General features: G+C 66.9%; 13 protein-coding genes and 2 pseudogenes. 10 read left to right on the forward strand and 5 right to left on the reverse strand.

Annotated elements, in window-relative coordinates:
- Positions 1-330: 330 nt before the first annotated feature.
- Positions 331-1,014 (reverse strand): alpha/beta hydrolase, encoded by a 684-nt coding sequence (locus QE385_RS00815; protein WP_307098115.1) that lies wholly within the window; start codon positions 1,012-1,014, stop codon positions 331-333.
- A gap of 167 nt (positions 1,015-1,181) precedes the next feature.
- Here QE385_RS00815 and QE385_RS00820 point away from each other — a divergent pair, with 167 nt between their 5' ends.
- The 5 genes from QE385_RS00820 to proC all read left to right on the forward strand — a co-directional run bounded on the left by QE385_RS00820 (position 1,182) and on the right by proC (position 4,310).
- A complete protein-coding gene (locus QE385_RS00820) occupies positions 1,182-1,916 on the forward strand; it encodes a TlyA family RNA methyltransferase (RefSeq protein WP_307098117.1) in 735 nt (244 codons plus the stop codon).
- Between the two features lie 123 nt (positions 1,917-2,039).
- A complete protein-coding gene (locus QE385_RS00825; protein WP_307098119.1) occupies positions 2,040-2,558 on the forward strand; it encodes a TspO/MBR family protein in 519 nt (172 codons plus the stop codon).
- Between the two features lie 22 nt (positions 2,559-2,580).
- Positions 2,581-2,853 carry an accessory factor UbiK family protein gene (locus tag QE385_RS00830; RefSeq protein ID WP_307098121.1) on the forward strand — a complete coding sequence of 91 codons (273 nt, stop codon included), beginning with the start codon at positions 2,581-2,583 and terminating at the stop codon, positions 2,851-2,853.
- A 138-nt stretch (positions 2,854-2,991) separates the two neighbouring features.
- A complete protein-coding gene (locus QE385_RS00835) occupies positions 2,992-3,495 on the forward strand; it encodes a YbjN domain-containing protein (protein ID WP_307098123.1) in 504 nt (167 codons plus the stop codon).
- A gap of 11 nt (positions 3,496-3,506) precedes the next feature.
- A complete protein-coding gene (gene proC, locus QE385_RS00840) occupies positions 3,507-4,310 on the forward strand; it encodes a pyrroline-5-carboxylate reductase (protein WP_307098125.1) in 804 nt (267 codons plus the stop codon).
- Between the two features lie 66 nt (positions 4,311-4,376).
- Here proC and QE385_RS00845 read toward each other — a convergent pair.
- Positions 4,377-4,496, reverse strand: a pseudogene (locus tag QE385_RS00845) (IS481 family transposase); the annotation flags it as partial.
- 129 nt (positions 4,497-4,625) lie between these two features.
- On the opposite strand from QE385_RS00845, the pseudogene QE385_RS00850 reads away from it, so the two are divergent.
- A pseudogene (locus QE385_RS00850) lies at positions 4,626-5,204 on the forward strand (IS5 family transposase); the annotation flags it as partial.
- A gap of 17 nt (positions 5,205-5,221) precedes the next feature.
- On the opposite strand, the gene QE385_RS00855 reads toward QE385_RS00850, so the two are convergent.
- Positions 5,222-6,168 (reverse strand): IS630 family transposase gene (locus QE385_RS00855; RefSeq protein ID WP_307098127.1). Its coding sequence is split into 2 segments (ribosomal slippage): positions 5,222-5,832 and positions 5,832-6,168, totalling 948 coding nucleotides; the frame shifts between segments, so codons are not numbered across the junction.
- Between the two features lie 49 nt (positions 6,169-6,217).
- Between QE385_RS00855 and QE385_RS00860 the strand changes: the two genes are divergently transcribed.
- The gene (locus QE385_RS00860; protein ID WP_373424704.1) at positions 6,218-6,430 is read left to right on the forward strand and encodes a transposase; all 213 of its coding nucleotides are present in this window, start codon (positions 6,218-6,220) and stop codon (positions 6,428-6,430) included.
- 5 nt (positions 6,431-6,435) lie between these two features.
- Here the strand turns inward: QE385_RS00860 and QE385_RS00865 are convergent, their stop codons facing one another.
- Both QE385_RS00865 and QE385_RS00870 read right to left on the reverse strand, forming a co-directional pair.
- Complete coding sequence (locus tag QE385_RS00865) at positions 6,436-7,353, reverse strand: retroviral-like aspartic protease family protein (RefSeq protein WP_307098129.1); 918 nt, start codon at positions 7,351-7,353, stop codon at positions 6,436-6,438.
- 39 nt (positions 7,354-7,392) lie between these two features.
- Positions 7,393-10,152 (reverse strand): pitrilysin family protein, encoded by a 2,760-nt coding sequence (locus tag QE385_RS00870; RefSeq protein ID WP_307098130.1) that lies wholly within the window; start codon positions 10,150-10,152, stop codon positions 7,393-7,395.
- Between the two features lie 183 nt (positions 10,153-10,335).
- Between QE385_RS00870 and QE385_RS00875 the strand changes: the two genes are divergently transcribed.
- Genes QE385_RS00875 through QE385_RS00885 form a run of 3 tightly spaced genes read left to right on the forward strand, consistent with a single transcriptional unit; the run spans position 10,336 to position 14,284 of the window.
- A complete protein-coding gene (locus tag QE385_RS00875) occupies positions 10,336-11,781 on the forward strand; it encodes a hypothetical protein (RefSeq protein ID WP_307098133.1) in 1,446 nt (481 codons plus the stop codon).
- Positions 11,778-12,689 (forward strand): DUF58 domain-containing protein, encoded by a 912-nt coding sequence (locus tag QE385_RS00880; protein ID WP_307098135.1) that lies wholly within the window; start codon positions 11,778-11,780, stop codon positions 12,687-12,689. Before QE385_RS00875 ends, QE385_RS00880 begins: the two co-directional genes overlap by 4 nt.
- A complete protein-coding gene (locus QE385_RS00885) occupies positions 12,686-14,284 on the forward strand; it encodes a hypothetical protein (RefSeq protein ID WP_307098137.1) in 1,599 nt (532 codons plus the stop codon). The genes QE385_RS00880 and QE385_RS00885 overlap by 4 nt, the downstream gene beginning before the upstream one ends.
- Positions 14,285-14,288: the final 4 nt, after the last annotated feature.

The raw sequence follows: 14,288 nt of genomic DNA on the forward strand, positions 1-14,288 counted from the left end.
AGGACATTCCATAAATGCAGCCGTTCCCCGGCGAAGGCCGGGGCCCAGTTTCCATGGCACCGCGATGGCGCGGGAAATTAGCGTGGGAGGCTATGCGACCGATCGGCTTTGCCTCCCACTCGCCGTCTCTATTTCCTCTCGGCTTCATCGAAACTGGGCCCCGGCCTTCGCCGGGGTACGCCGAGTGGTGAGGTTCTTTCTTGGCCTTCGACTTCGCTCAGGCTGAACGGGGCGGGGGAGTAACTGAACGGGGCGGGGGAGCGGGTGGCCACAATCCCTTCAACCCGTTCACGCTGAGCGCAGTCGAAGCGTGCGCCCCGCCACCCGGCGTCAGGACCGCCCCAGATAATGCGCCTGCGCCGCGTCGGTCGCATTCACCGCCAGCACCGCGCGCGCCTCGGAGGGGGGTAGGGGGCCCGAAGGCGTCGGCCGGTCCATGCCGCTTGCCGCGATCACCCGGCCGAGCAGTTCCTGCCCTTCCTGCCACCAACCCAGGCCGCTGGCGGCATTAATATGCCCCTGATGCCCGGCATCGACGAAATGGCTGCCCCAGTCGACCGCCAGGCTGTGCGCCCGCTCGATCGAGATCCAGGGATCGTCCTGGCTGGCGACCAGGATCGAAGGGAAGGGAAGCGGGGTGCGCGGGCTTGGTGCGAAGCCCTTCAGGCTGTCGGGCGCGTCCGGCCGATCGACATCGGCGGGCGCCACCAGCAGCGCGCCGGCGACCGGCCAGCCATAGGGTTGCGGCGACAATTCCGCCCACCACGCCACCGCCAGACAGCCCAGCGAATGCGCCGCCAGGATCACTGGCGCCTGCGCCTGCCGGATCGCCTCGTCCAGCCGCGTCACCCAGGCGTTGCGGTGCGGGGTCGACCACATGCCCAGCTCGACCCGGATCGTGTCGGGCCGCGCCTCTTCCCACAAACTCTGCCAGTGCGATCGGCCCGACCCACCCAGGCCGGGGACGGTGAGGACGGTCGGCTTGCGCGCCTCATAGGATGCGAACGAACCCATATGGCATCTCCTTGGCTCAGGGCCGGGTTGCCGGTGGAGCGATGGGCATCGATCCCACGACTCCCGATCCTTGGCATCAACATATTCCTATCAATCTAATAGGCAATAGGCTTTCCGTCGGACGGATCGCGGCTTGCGACGGACGGAGGCGCGGGATAGGGGCGCTTATGGCCAAGCAGCGTGTCGACCAGATGCTCGTGGATCGCGGACTCGTGGAATCGCGTTCGCGCGCCCAAGCGATGATCATGGCCGGGCTGGTCTTTTCGGGCGAAACGAAGATCGCCAAGCCGGGCCAGCAACTGCCCGAGGATGCCGCGCTCGACGTGCGTGGCCGCGATCACCCCTGGGTCTCGCGCGGCGGCATCAAGCTGGCGCATGGCCTCGACCATTTCGGCTGGGACGTGGGCGGCGTGGTGGCGATCGACGTCGGCTCCTCGACCGGCGGCTTTACCGACGTCCTGCTGCAAAAGGGCGCGGCAAAGGTCTATGCGGTGGACAGCGGCACCAACCAGCTCGCCTGGTCGCTGCGCCAGGACCCGCGCGTCATCGTCCATGAACAGACCAGCGCGCGCATCCTGACCGAGGCGCATATTCCCGAGCCGGTCGACATGATCGTGTGCGACGCCAGCTTCATCGGCCTGGCCAAGGTGCTGGAGCGCCCGCTGAGCTTTGCCGGACCCGAGGCGCGGCTGCTCGCCCTGATCAAGCCGCAGTTCGAGGCGGGGCGCGACGAGGTCGGCAAGGGCGGGGTTGTCCGCGATCCCGCGGTGCACCAGCGGGTGTGCGAGGCGGTCGCCGCCTGGCTGACCGGCATCGGCTGGCAGGTGGTCGGCGTGACGCCCAGTCCGATCACCGGGCCGGAGGGGAATATCGAGTTTCTGGTCGCCGCATCCCGAAATTGAACGGTGCTGTGACGCATTCGCGGCAGCTTTTCGTTTACTGTTGTGTGGCACTGCGGCAGACCGACCGCCATCATGGGAAGAGAGGCACGCTTGGGCACGATCGCATCAAAGGAACAGTTGCGGATGTCGTTCCTGCGCTGGGCCATCGTGATCGTGCCGCTGATCCTGCTGCTGGGCTTCGCCTCGGGCCGCGCGGTGCCCTCGGGCAGCGAGAATCTCTGGTATCAGACGCTGACCAAGCCCGAACTCAACCCGCCCGGCTGGGTCTTTCCGGTCGTCTGGACGACGCTCTACATCATGATCGGGCTGGCGCTGGCGATGATCGTCCATGCGCGCGGCGCGCGGGGGCGGGGCGTGGCGATCGGCCTGTTCGTCGTCCAGTTCGCGCTGAACCTCGCCTGGACGCCGTTGTTCTTCGGCGCACATCTGGTCGATGTCGCATTGTTCGTGATCGTCGCGATCCTGGTCGTCTCGATCGCCACGACCTTCGCCTTTGCCCGTATCCGGCGCGGCGCGGCGTGGCTGATGCTGCCCTATCTGGTATGGCTTTCGTTCGCGGGCGTGCTCAACTGGCGGATCGGTCAGCTCAATCCGAATGCGGAAAGCCTTGTGCCGCGCGCCCAGACGTCCCAAATGCTGTGAAACGATTTTTGGGAATTTGATCATGCAGGCCGACAACAAGCTGTTCGACGATTTCGCCAAGGTGATGAACGGCCTGGCCGGCACCGTGGCGGGCATGGGGCGTGAGGCGGAAGCCAGCGCCCGTTCGCGCGCGCGCGAATGGATCGGCGGGCTCGACTTCGTCAGCCGCGAGGAGTTCGAGGTCGCCAAGGCGATGGCCGTCGCCGCGCGGGACGAGGCCGATGCGCTGAAGGCACGGCTCGACGCGCTGGAAGCCCGGCTGGCGAGCGCGCCCGTGACCGGGGCGGAATCCTGATCCCGACGGATAACATCGGTTCGCTGCCTGTCCCCAGCGGGCGGGCAGCTATCCACAGTTTTCGTGGGGTCGCTGCTTGCGGCGGGGCCGGACAGGGTGCACCCTGTCACGGTCTGGTTTTGTTCGCAGGAAGCCACGATGCTTGAATCGCACGATCACGAAACCGAGGAATCGGCGCCCATCGACATGCTGGAGGCGTATTTCGCCGCGCATGGGTGGGAGCATGAGCGCCATGACGAAGAGATCGTCGCGACGGTCAAGGGCAGCTGGGCCAGCTATGAGCTGCGCGCACTGTGGCGCGATGACGACAGCGTGCTGCAATTCCTGGCTTTTCCCGACATCAAGGTGACCGAGGATCGCCGCGCCAGCATCTATGAGGCGCTGGCGCTGGTCAACGAACAGCTGTGGATCGGCCATTTCGAGCTTTGGTCGAACAGCGGCATCCTGCTCTACCGCCACGCGGCGATGGTCGATGGCGGGGACGAGGGCACCATCTCGCTATCCGCCACCGAATTGCTGGTCGAATCGGCCATCGAGGAATGCGAGCGTTTCTATCCCGTGTTCCAGTTCGTCCTTTGGGGCGGCAAGACCCCGCGCGAGGCATTGGCCGCCGCGCTGATCGAGACGCAGGGCGAAGCCTGAGGAGCTGGGACATGAGCGGTTTTCCCGACGGGCCGATCTGGCTGATCGGTTGCGGCAACATGGCGGGCGCGATGCTTCGCCGCTGGCTCTCCGAGGGGCTGGATCCCGCTCAGGTCACGGTGATTACCCGAAGCGGAACGCGCGCGCCCGAAGGCGTCCGTTCGCTGACCGCGCTACCGACTGACGAGCGACCGGCGACCCTGATGCTGGGGTTCAAGCCGCAGCAGCTTGACGATATCGCGCCGACCCTGTCGCATCTGCGCCCCCGGCTGCTCCTCTCGATCCTGGCCGGGGTCGAGGAACGGGCGCTGGCCGAGCGCATTCCGGCGGACGCGGTCGTCCGGATGATGCCCAATCTGCCGGTGGCGATCGGGCAGGGGGTCACGGCGTTCTTCACCCGCTCGAACGATCCGGCCGTCCGCGCGGCGGCAGAGGCGCTCGCCCGGCCGCTCGGCCTGGCGCCATGGATCGAGGATGAGGGGCAGTTCGACGCGGTCACCGCGCTGGCCGGATGTGGCCCGGCCTTCGTGTTCCGCTTCATCGATTCCATCGCGCAGGCGGGCGTGGCGCTCGGGCTCGATCCCGATCTCGCCCGGCAACTGGCGCTGGCGACGGTCGATGGGGCAGGGGCCATGGCGATCGGTGCCGATGCGTCACCCGCCGTCCTCGCCGATCGGGTCGCCAGTCCCGGCGGCTCGACCCGCGAAGGGCTAAATGTCTTGGATGCCGGGGATGCGCTCCAGCGGCTGATGGCCGACACGCTCGCGGCATCGGAACGGCGCAATCGGGAAATGGCGGCGGCGGCGCGGCGCTGATCTGGGGTTCTCGCGAAGGCGCTAGGTGTTTGATCCCGCAGTGTCGTGGTACGTTTGACCATCATGCACGGTGGTCGGGCTAATCCCGTGTCGTCGCGCCAGCGCCCTTACGCTCTCTTCACTCCGCTGTATCGCTCGACGGACTGCCTCCGTCGTGCGGGCGCTCCCGTGTAGAACCTGCGCCATTGCTCCTCCCGCCATGCATGATGGTCAACGTACCACCACACTGCGGGATCAAACACCTAGGTCCTGTCTGCATTTGAGGATTCCCATTGTCGGTGAGTTCTGATTCAAGGCTGGCGAAAGAGCCAGATCATGAGCAGACGCACGCTGACGGACGAGCAATGGGAGCGGATTGCGGAACATCCTCCTGGGCGGGATGCACTGCGTGGGCGCAGCGGGGTCGATAATCGGCTGTTCGTGGATGCGATTTTGTGGATGGCGGGCAATGCAGCACGCTGGCGTGATCTGTCGGAGGCGTTCGGCAAATGGAGCGGGGTCCATGCACGGTTTTCGCCGTTGGTCGCACGCTGGCGTTTGGGAAAAGCTGTTCCATGCGATGGCCGACACGCCGGACTTCGAATACGTCTCTGATCGACAGCACGATCTCGAAGGTCCATGCCGATGCAGGCGGCGCAAAAGGGGGGGGCTGAAGCTGCCGCGATTGGCCGTTCGCGTGGCGGACTGACGACCAAGCTACACGCGGCTGCCGACGCCATCGGACTGCCGATCCGTATTCACCCGACGCCGGGGCAACGTGGCGACGCTCCCCAGGCGCTGGATCTGCTGAAAGGCCTGCGTGGCGTCGGTCATGTCATCGCCGATGCTGCCTACGATGCCGATCCGCTGCGCATCTTCATTGCCGATGATCTCGGCGCAACGGCGCAGATCAAGGCTAGAGCGGATTCTGATCAGTCTGGATCATAACCACAGGAGGTGAAGTAGTTGGCGCATTCCTGTGGTTGGAACAGATCGACCAACCTGCCGATGAGGGACCACAAGCCCGACACGGTGCGTTCGCCGGCCCTGCGCAGCATAGCCTTGAGGCGGGCGAAGGCCTTCTCGATCGGGTTGAAGTCGGGACTGTAGGGCGGGAGAAACATGAGGCGGGCGCCTGCGGCTTCGATGGCTTCACGGACGCCGGCACGCTTGTGGCTGGACAGGTTGTCCATGATGACCACGTCGCCGCGTCCGAGGTCGGGCACGAGAACCTGTCGGACGTAGGCCTCGAACCAGTCGCCGTTGATCGGGCCGTCGAGCACCATCGGCGCGATCATGCCGGTCATGCGCAGGCCAGCGACCAGCGTGGTCGTCTTGCGATGACCATGTGGGTAACCCATCCGCAGCCGCTCGCCCCGCCGGCAGCGGCCGTGGCTGCGGGTCATATTGGTCGCCGTCCAGGTCTCGTCGATGAAGACGAGCCGCGCAGGGTCGAGGTCGAGCTGGCCATCAAACCAGTCCTCACGCGCACTCAGGACGTCGGCGCGATCCTGCTCGATCGCATGCCCGGTCTTTTTTTGCGCGTGATCCCGTGACGGGCAAAGAAGCGGTGCAGCGTCGAGATCGCCACCGTCACGCCCGCCTGACCCAGCTCGCGACGCAGCTCGTCCAGCGTGATGTCGCGACGCGCTTCGTGCAGCGCCAGGATCGTGGGCGCATGCGCTTCGATCCGCCGCGACCGCGTGTCCCCGCCCTGCGGCTTGGCGGCATAGGTGCCCGTGCTGCGGCGCTGGTCGTGCCACCGGATCACCGTCGCGGCCGCCACACCGAACCGCACCGCCGCAGCCCGGCAACTCATCCCCTCGTCAACCGCGGCCAGCGCTCGCGATCGTAGATCCATCGACAACGGCTTGCCCATCAATGCCGGCCTCCATCCAGCCAGCACCGTGAATCAGATCAGCTCGGCCATGGGAATCCCCCTTCGACTCAGGTCGGCCGGAAAACGCTCTAATCCCAGCCGGACCCGAAAGCCGGCAATCGACTGGCGGCTCTATAAAGAGCGCCACCAGATCGAGTGCTTCTTCAACAAACTTAAACGCTTCCGTCGCATCGCCATGCGCTGCGAGAAGACGATCTCCGCCTTCATGGGATTCGTCCATCTCGCATGCGCCATGATCTGAATACGCTAAATGCAGACAGAACTTAGGGAGCCTTTATGCATTAATTTTTTGGCAGGTACCTTGATGTGCAGCTCGGCGCGCGGAAAATCAATTGAATAACCAGGAAATAGATTAAGGAGGTCGTCGCCCAGAATAATTGATGGTTTGGGATTATCGTCATTCGAAATCATGACTGGCACGCTCGACAGCCTGATCTTGCCGATCGACAATGTGCCGATCCGGGCGATCCGGATTTTTTGCCCACCCGCGGAGACACCCCGGATTTCGCCGCCGTCGCTCAGGCGTGGATCATTATCGGCCCAGCCGAGCAGGCGGAAGGCGGCGGCGTTGGCGATCGTCACAGCCGCGCCGGTGTCGATCAGGGCGGGGATGCGGACGCCGTCCAGCGTCAATGGGATCTGGACGAAACCTTCGCCGGTCCTGCTGCCCACGATCGTCGCGAAGCCGGGACCTGCGGGGGCAGAGGGTTCGGCGGCGATGCGGTTCGTGCTGCGGTCGATCAGCAGCTTGCGGCTGGTAAAGAACTCCATGCCGATGATGCCGCGCGCATCCGTCACGTTGCCATTGGCCAGTTCGACCATCGCGACATAACGCGCATCGACCAGTGCATTGGTCATGCGGTCGACCGGATAAAGCCGCGCCTGTTCGCTGCCCGTCGCCCCGTTCACGCCGATGCCGCCGTTCAACGGCTTGAGCGCCAGTTCCGTGGCCAGGGCGCGGCTCATCAGGCTGGTCTGTGCCGCCGTGTCGACCACCATGGGGAAGGGGCCTTTGCCGTTGATCTGTACGGTCATGACCGGTCGACCACGCGTATCGTGCAGCAGCGGTGCCTGTGCCGGGGCCATTGCGGGGGCGGGCGGCTGTGGCGATGCACGCATGGTGGGATTGGCTTGGGCCAGGGCGATGGCGGCGAGGAGAAACATGGGCGGTTCCTGAGGATCGATAAGAAGGGAAAGGGTTGATCAGCGTAGCTTGCGGCCGTGAACGTCCCAAACCTCGACCGGAGCGAGGCCCAGTGCGCGGATCTGCGGCTCGATGGTCGCCAAGTCGCCGATCACGACCCAGGTCAGTGCATCGGGCCGGAGAAGACGGCGTGCACTGTCCTGCATAGCCTGGGGTGTCACCGCGTCCAGCCGCTGTGCCAGCGTGGTCGGACGGTCATAGGCCAAGTGGTAGCTGCCCGATGTTTCCAGCGAATCCAGAAACGCCGCGTTCCGCGAATAGCGAAGCGTCGCGGCGCGGATCATCGTGTCGCGCTGGGCATTCAGTTCCGCCTCCGTCGGCGGGCGCGTCGTGACGAATTCCAGAAACTCGCGGCGGAGTTCGGCCAGGCTGGCGGCGGTGCGATCCGCCTGCACGGTGCCGCGCGCCACGAAGAGGCGACTGCCGCTCGGGGCATCCTGGATTTCGCCGCCAAAGCCATAGCTCCACCCCTTGTCCTGTCGCAGATTGGCGTTGAGCCGCCCCGATCCGATATCGGCCAGCGCGGCGACGGCGAGGTTCTCGGCCGCCGAACGATCCTTGTCGAAGGGCGGGATGAGCGTGCCGACCGTGATGCTGCTCTGCGGCGCGCCGGGCGCGTCGACCAGGATCAGGCGGGGGCCTTTGGCCTCGGACGGCGCGACCGGCATCGGCTGGTGAGGATGCGGCGCCGGGCCGCCCCAATTGCCGAAATATTTCTCGACCAAGGCCCTGGCCCGCTCGGGCGAAACGTCGCCGACGACATAGAGCGTCGCATCGCCCGGCACGATATGATCGCTTTGATAATCAAGCAGCCGCTGGCGTGAAACCGCATCGGCATCCTGTTTCGTGGGGATGTGGCCGCGCGGATCGGTGTCGCCCCAGGTCGCCCGGTTCAGCAGCGGCATTCCGGCCGCGAACGGATTGCGGGCCTTTGCCTCCACCCCGTGCATCGCATCGGCGCGCGCGTCTTCGACGGCGGTTTGGGGGTAGCTGGGATGCCGGACCAGATCGGCGACGAGCGCGAAGGAGTCGTCCAGCCGGTTGTTCGCCACGCTCCAGCGAACCGCGCTGCTCCATGGGCCAGCCTGGGCACCCATCTGGATACCAAGTTGCGACAGTCGCTGTTCGACCGGCTCGCCCGACCGGGTCCTGGCGCCTGCCCCCAGCAGTCGGAAGGCATTGGCGACGATGGTCGGTGCAACCCCCGGATCGGTCAGCGTGCCGTCGGCGAATTGCAAGCTCAGGTCTACGGTGGCGGTTCCGGTACGCTGCGCGACCACCAGCTTGAGGCCGTTGGCCAGCGTCATGGTGGTGACGGGAGGAAAGACGATCTGTGATTTGAAAGGGCCGGGCGGCGGCATATGGCTGCGGTCGACATCCGCGCTGGCGGCTTGCCGATCCGGGACCGGCATCGTGACCAGCTCATAATAAGGGCGGTCGAGCCATTTCGCGGCAACCGTCCGCACATCGTCGGGGCGCGCTTCGTTGATCCAAGTACGTTGCTTCAGGAAATAGGCGGGATCGCCATGCGCGACTTCCCCCTCGCCCAATCGGTTTCCGACCGCGCCATGATCGTCGAGAGAGCGAAGCAGGGAGGCGTCCGTGGCGGCGATGATGCTCTGTAACCGCGAAGGGGGCGGTCCCTTGGCCGCGTAATCCGCCAGTGCGGCGTCGAGCGCATGTTCCGCGACCTCGGGGGAAACGCCGGGGCGCAGCGCGATCGCGACGTTCAGGATGCTGCCCAGCGCGCTTTCGTTGACGGTCGCGGTCACGCCCGTCGCGACCTTTGCGTCGGTGACCAGCGCCCGGACGAGCGGCGCGTCCTTCGGCCCCGCCATGGCGCGCGCGGCCAGGAGCAGCAGCGTCGTGTCGCGCGGCGAGGTGTTCGGGATGGGCCAGCTGCGCGAAATGCCCGTCTGCGCGAAATCGCCATAGAGGCGGTCGCGCCGCGTCTCGGTCAGCGACGGCGTCCATTGCAGCGGTCGGCTGATCGGCGTGCCGGGGCGGATCGCGCCGAAATAGCGGGTGATCTTCTCGCGCGCGGTGGCGACGTCGATATCGCCGGACAGGACCAGCACGGCATTGCCCGCGCCGTAATGCCCCTGGAACCAGCGCTTCACGTCATCCAGCGTCGCGCCCTCGATATCCTCGGTCGAGCCGATCGTGGGGTGGGCATAGGGATGACCGGCGGGATAGAAGGCAGTCAGGAAATGCCGCCACGCCATCTCCTCGGGGCGAAGTTCTCCCTGACGCTTTTCGTTCAGCACCACGCGACGCTGTTCGTCGAGCAGACCCTGGGTGATGCCCCCGTCCAGATAGCCCATGCGGTCGGACTCCAGCCACAACACCGAATCGAGCGCGTTGGTCGGGACCGTTTCGAAATAGACGGTGTCGTCGGTGCGGGTCATGCCGTTGGCACCGACCGCACCGATCGCTTTCAGGGCGGCCATATATTCCTGGGGGCGATGCGCCGTGCTCTGGAACATCAAATGCTCGAACAGATGCGCAAAGCCGGTCTTGCCCGGCGGCTCGTCGCGCGATCCGGTCTTGTACCACAGGCCGACAAAGACCGACGGGCTGCTGTGATCAGTATGGACCAGCGCGGTCAGGCCATTGGGCAGGGTGAAGCGCTCGAAGGCCACGCTGGCCACTTGGGCCACGGGCGTGGTCGGCTTTGTCTGGGACCATGCGGGTGCGGGCAGGCAGGTCGCCGTACCGGCGAGCCAGAGAGGCCATAAAGCGCGTTTGGCAGATTTCACGTCGACGATCCCATCATGACCCATGCCCCATGTTCATGGCGACGACCCACAGGAACCATGATTTGCTTGCATCAGCCTTGCAGGAACCGGGCTCGTCGGTATCGCGCGACAAGGGGGCAAGGTTGGTGCAAGCCAGCCGCCTTAGACCCTTGGGCTTGTCCCGAATTGGGGGCGGGGACGCGGATGGACGATCGATCGGACGGGCTGCTCCATCAGCGGCTCGACAGGCTGGAGGAGAAGGGGCGCGCGACGCTGGCCGCGGCCGCGCGCGGGGCGGCCTGGCGTGACGGGGGCGATCTGGCCCTGCGGAGTTCGATCGTCGTGCCGGTCCTGGTGCTGGCCTGGGCGATGATACGGCCCGTGGCGGCTCTCCCGGCTATCGTGTTTTCTGTCGTCGTGCCGTTGGTCGTGATGCTGCTGGTGGTTGCCGTGCGGATGGCGCGGTTCCGGGTGGAGCGTCGCGCCGCGCTGGCCTCGGTCGACCGCGCGCTGGCGCTGAAGGACCGGGCGGTCATCACGGCCGAATTCCTGGCGGATGACCGGCCGGACGGCTTCCGCCAAGCGGCCCTTCAGGAGGCGATGCCATGGCTGGATCGTGCCCTGTCGGCGCAGGTCGATGGGGAAGCCCGGTCTGCGCAATATGGTCGGTATCGATGGGTCATGCCCGTATTGGCGTTGGTCGTCTTGATAGCGGCCTTGGCTCTTCGGTCGCCTTTATCCGTCCAGTCGGGCGGGGGGGGATTCTCCGCCCTGCATCAGGTCGCCATGGCCCTTGGTCTTCGCCCGGATGGGCGAGGAGCCGAAGTCGACCGAAACGTCGGGGGTGGGGAGGGTAGCGGCCGGGATGCATCGGCGGGTGCGACGGGTGGCGGCGCGGCGGGCGATTCGTCCGCGAGCGCGGTCGGGGCGTCCGCCGTGGCGAAAGCGGGTGGCGGTTCCGACGATACCGCCATGCCCCTCGGTCAGTCGCAAGGCGGCGGAAGTGGCGCATCGCCATCGTCGGGCAGCGGGCGGGGCAACGGAGTGGGGGGCACCGGGCGCATGGCGGAGGCGGACAGCACCGGGCTGTCGGGCAAGGGACCGGACGGCCAGCGCGCCGAGGATGCCAAGACGCGCGGTGATGGTCAGGCCATGGCGGCCGAAAGCCGTGCGATGCCGCCGCAAGGGGCGCAGAATGGCGCGGCGGCGGGTGTGTCCGCCCCGGCCAGTTCGCCGCCCGCGCCGCGTAATCCGGGTGGCAGTCAGGGGCAGCAGTCTTCGGGCTCGCGCAACCGGCAACAGTCGGGCCAGCAATCGCAAGGTTCGGGCAGTTCGGGCCGAGCCAACAATAACGGGCAGCAAGGCTCCAATCGCGGCGATGGTCTGGAAGGGGCCAAGCGGGCGCGCGGATCGTCGTCGCTGATGCTGGCGGTACCGATGGAGGATCGGGTTATCGGTACGGTCAATGCCGGGGCGGTCAGCAGCACGACGCGTAACGCCTCTCCGCGCGCCATGACGGCGGGCGCGGTTGCGGCCCAGCCGCGCGGGGCCGGACAGGGGCCGGACGCATCGCTGCCCGAGCGCACCCGTAGCGTGCAGGAGGATCGGCTGCTCGAACGCTATTTCGCCCGACCGGGAGTAGGGCGGTGAACCTGTCCAGCGCCCCCGGCTTCGACGAACTCTTCGATCCCGTCTTCCTCGATCGGGTCAATACGCTCACCCTGCGGATCGCGGCAGCGCAGAAGGGCGGTCGTCTGGCCGATCAGCGGACATCGGCGCGCGGGCAGGGATCGGACTTCGCCGATTTCAAACCCTATGTCGCGGGCGACGATCTGCGCGCGATCGACTGGAACATCTATCGGCGGCTGGGCAAGGCGTTCGTCCGGGTGTTCGAGGAACGGCAGGACCTGCCGGTCTATATCCTGCTCGACGTGTCGCGCAGCATGTTCGTCGAAAGCCCTCCCCGCATCGGCCCGGCGATGCGCACCGTTCTGGCGCTGGCCGCCGTCGCGCTGGGGCAGCAGGACGCGGTCAGCCTGATGACGGTCAGCGACGATATGAGCACCGCGATGAAGAGCGTGTCGGGCAAGGGCGGGATCGCCCGCGTCGCGCATACCCTGGCCGATCAGGTGGCACTGGGCCGCAGCGCACTGGCCGGAGCGGTCGCCAGGCTGGCGTCGATGCGGTTGCGTCGCGGTCTGGTGATCCTGGTGTCCGATTTCTTCGACGATGATGGGCTGGAGGGGGTTCTCGCCGGGCTGGAGGCGCTGCCCCATCGTCTGCTGCTGGTGCAGATGGTCCGCGCCTCCGACGCGGACCCGACCCTGCTGGCCGATCTGGACGGCGATGTGGTGATCGAGGACGGCGAGCGTGAGGGGGCAGGCATGACCGTGACGCCCGAGCTGATCGCGCGCTACCGCGCCGCCTACCGGGATTTCACCGATCGTCTCGACGCCTTCGCGCGGCGGCGTGGTGCGACCCTGGTTCGCATGGACGCGGATGGCGACGTGCTCGACCAGCTGGTGCCGGTGCTGACGGCGGGGAGCGTGCTGCCATGAGCTTCACCCAGTTCGGCTGGCCGCTGACCCTTGCGGGGATGATCACGCTGGCGGGGATCGTCTTCCTGCTCCAACGGCTGCGCGCGCAAAGGCGTGTGCTGCGCCTGCCCACCGCCGCTCTGTGGGCGCAGGCGTTGCGCGATACGCCGGTTCGTGTGCTGGGGGGGCGGTTCCGCTACTGGCTGGCCTATCTGTTGGTCCTGGCGATCGCGCTTCTGCTATGGTTCGCGGCGGCTCATCCGCAAGTGGCCTCGGCGACGAGCGGTGGTGGATTGCAGCGCTTCTACCTCGACAATTCGGCGCTGATGACCGGCGGCGGAGACCTCGCACGGGCGAAGCGGGCGCTGCTGGCCGATGTGCGTACGACCCCGGCCGACCGCCGCGAGGTGATCCTGGGCGATGCGGTCGGGACGCGGTTGCTGGTGCCGGGGGAGAGCGTGTCCCTGCTGTCCCGGCGACTGGACATGGTGTCGGCGGAAATCCGGCCATCGACCTTCGCCACCTGGGCGGCTACGGCCGATGCTGCCACGGTTCATTATTACGGTGCCTGGGGCGCCGCACGCGCGGCCCCACATTCGGCGCGCCTGCGCTATGGCTATCTGGCCAACCCCGTGCCTGACAATCGCGGTATCGTCGCGCTGGGCGTCACCCCGGCAGCTTCGGGGCAGGTCGGCAAGGCGGACCTGCTGGTCACGGTCGCGGCGGCGGATCGGCCTTTGCCGACCGCTGCCGGTCTGCGCTGGACCGAGAATGGGCGCCGTATCACGCCGTCACGGGTCGAGGCATTGGGCGACGGGCGCTTCCTGGCGCGAGACATGAACGCCGCCGGTGAAGCGGTCGGCGTCGCACTCGCGCAGGGCGACGGCTTTGCGGCAGATGATAAGGCCGCGATACGGGTGGCCGATCGCCGTCCGATCAAGGTGGCGCTGTTAGACGGTACGCCGCCCGCCGTTCGTGCGGCGGTGACCGCGGACCCGTCCCTGACCGTCGTGCCCGCTGCCGAGGCGCAGGTCGTTGTGGGGAACCCGGTCGCGGTTCGCGTGGCCGGGCGGCCGGGCCTCATGCTGTCGGATGCGTCGGCGCAGACCTTTACCTTTGCCGGACCCGACGAAAGTCAGCGTGGGCCGCTCGCCGCGCGGCTCGATGCTTTGGGGTTGGCGCAGCTCGATGCCGGGGCGCTGGCGGATGCGCTGCACCGGCCGGTCGGCGTGGATGTCCGCGACGCCCGCCAGCGCCGGATCACGGCATGGCGTACGATCTTCGCGCCCGCTTCGCCCTTCGTCCAAAGCCCCGCCATGCCGGTCTTCGTCAGCCGGAGCATTCACTGGCTCGGGCAGCGGCAGCCTTGGCGCTCCTTTGCGCAGGCCGGGGACAGCGGCGATCCCCTGACGGTTCCAATGGAAAAGAGCGAAGCGACGGTATCCCTGACCGACCGCGCCACCACGCTGGCAGTAGCCGACACCAGCGCGCATCCGGCGGTGGCGAACAGCGCTGGGATCTGGCCATCGGACCTGCCCTTTCTGCTGTTGCTGCTGGCGGCGGGCGTCCTGCTCGGCATCGAGTGGTGGCTGGTGCAGCGTCGCGTAATTCCTTGAGGGC

It is taken from the genome of Sphingomonas sp. SORGH_AS_0950 (assembly GCF_030818415.1).
Classification (GTDB): domain Bacteria; phylum Pseudomonadota; class Alphaproteobacteria; order Sphingomonadales; family Sphingomonadaceae; genus Sphingomonas.

Bases quoted from the DNA above. Each gene is read 5' to 3' on its own strand.
- QE385_RS00865 (WP_307098129.1), bottom strand. From the start codon at position 7,353: ATGTTTCTCCTCGCCGCCATCGCCCTGGCCCAAGCCAATCCCACCATG.
- QE385_RS00820 (WP_307098117.1), top strand. From the start codon at position 1,182: ATGGCCAAGCAGCGTGTCGACCAGATGCTCGTGGATCGCGGACTCGTG.
- QE385_RS00885 (WP_307098137.1), top strand. From the start codon at position 12,686: ATGAGCTTCACCCAGTTCGGCTGGCCGCTGACCCTTGCGGGGATGATC.
- QE385_RS00860 (WP_373424704.1), top strand. From the start codon at position 6,218: ATGGGAATCCCCCTTCGACTCAGGTCGGCCGGAAAACGCTCTAATCCC.
- proC (WP_307098125.1), top strand. From the start codon at position 3,507: ATGAGCGGTTTTCCCGACGGGCCGATCTGGCTGATCGGTTGCGGCAAC.
- QE385_RS00815 (WP_307098115.1), bottom strand. From the start codon at position 1,014: ATGGGTTCGTTCGCATCCTATGAGGCGCGCAAGCCGACCGTCCTCACC.
- QE385_RS00825 (WP_307098119.1), top strand. From the start codon at position 2,040: ATGTCGTTCCTGCGCTGGGCCATCGTGATCGTGCCGCTGATCCTGCTG.
- QE385_RS00835 (WP_307098123.1), top strand. From the start codon at position 2,992: ATGCTTGAATCGCACGATCACGAAACCGAGGAATCGGCGCCCATCGAC.
- QE385_RS00830 (WP_307098121.1), top strand. From the start codon at position 2,581: ATGCAGGCCGACAACAAGCTGTTCGACGATTTCGCCAAGGTGATGAAC.
- QE385_RS00875 (WP_307098133.1), top strand. From the start codon at position 10,336: ATGGACGATCGATCGGACGGGCTGCTCCATCAGCGGCTCGACAGGCTG.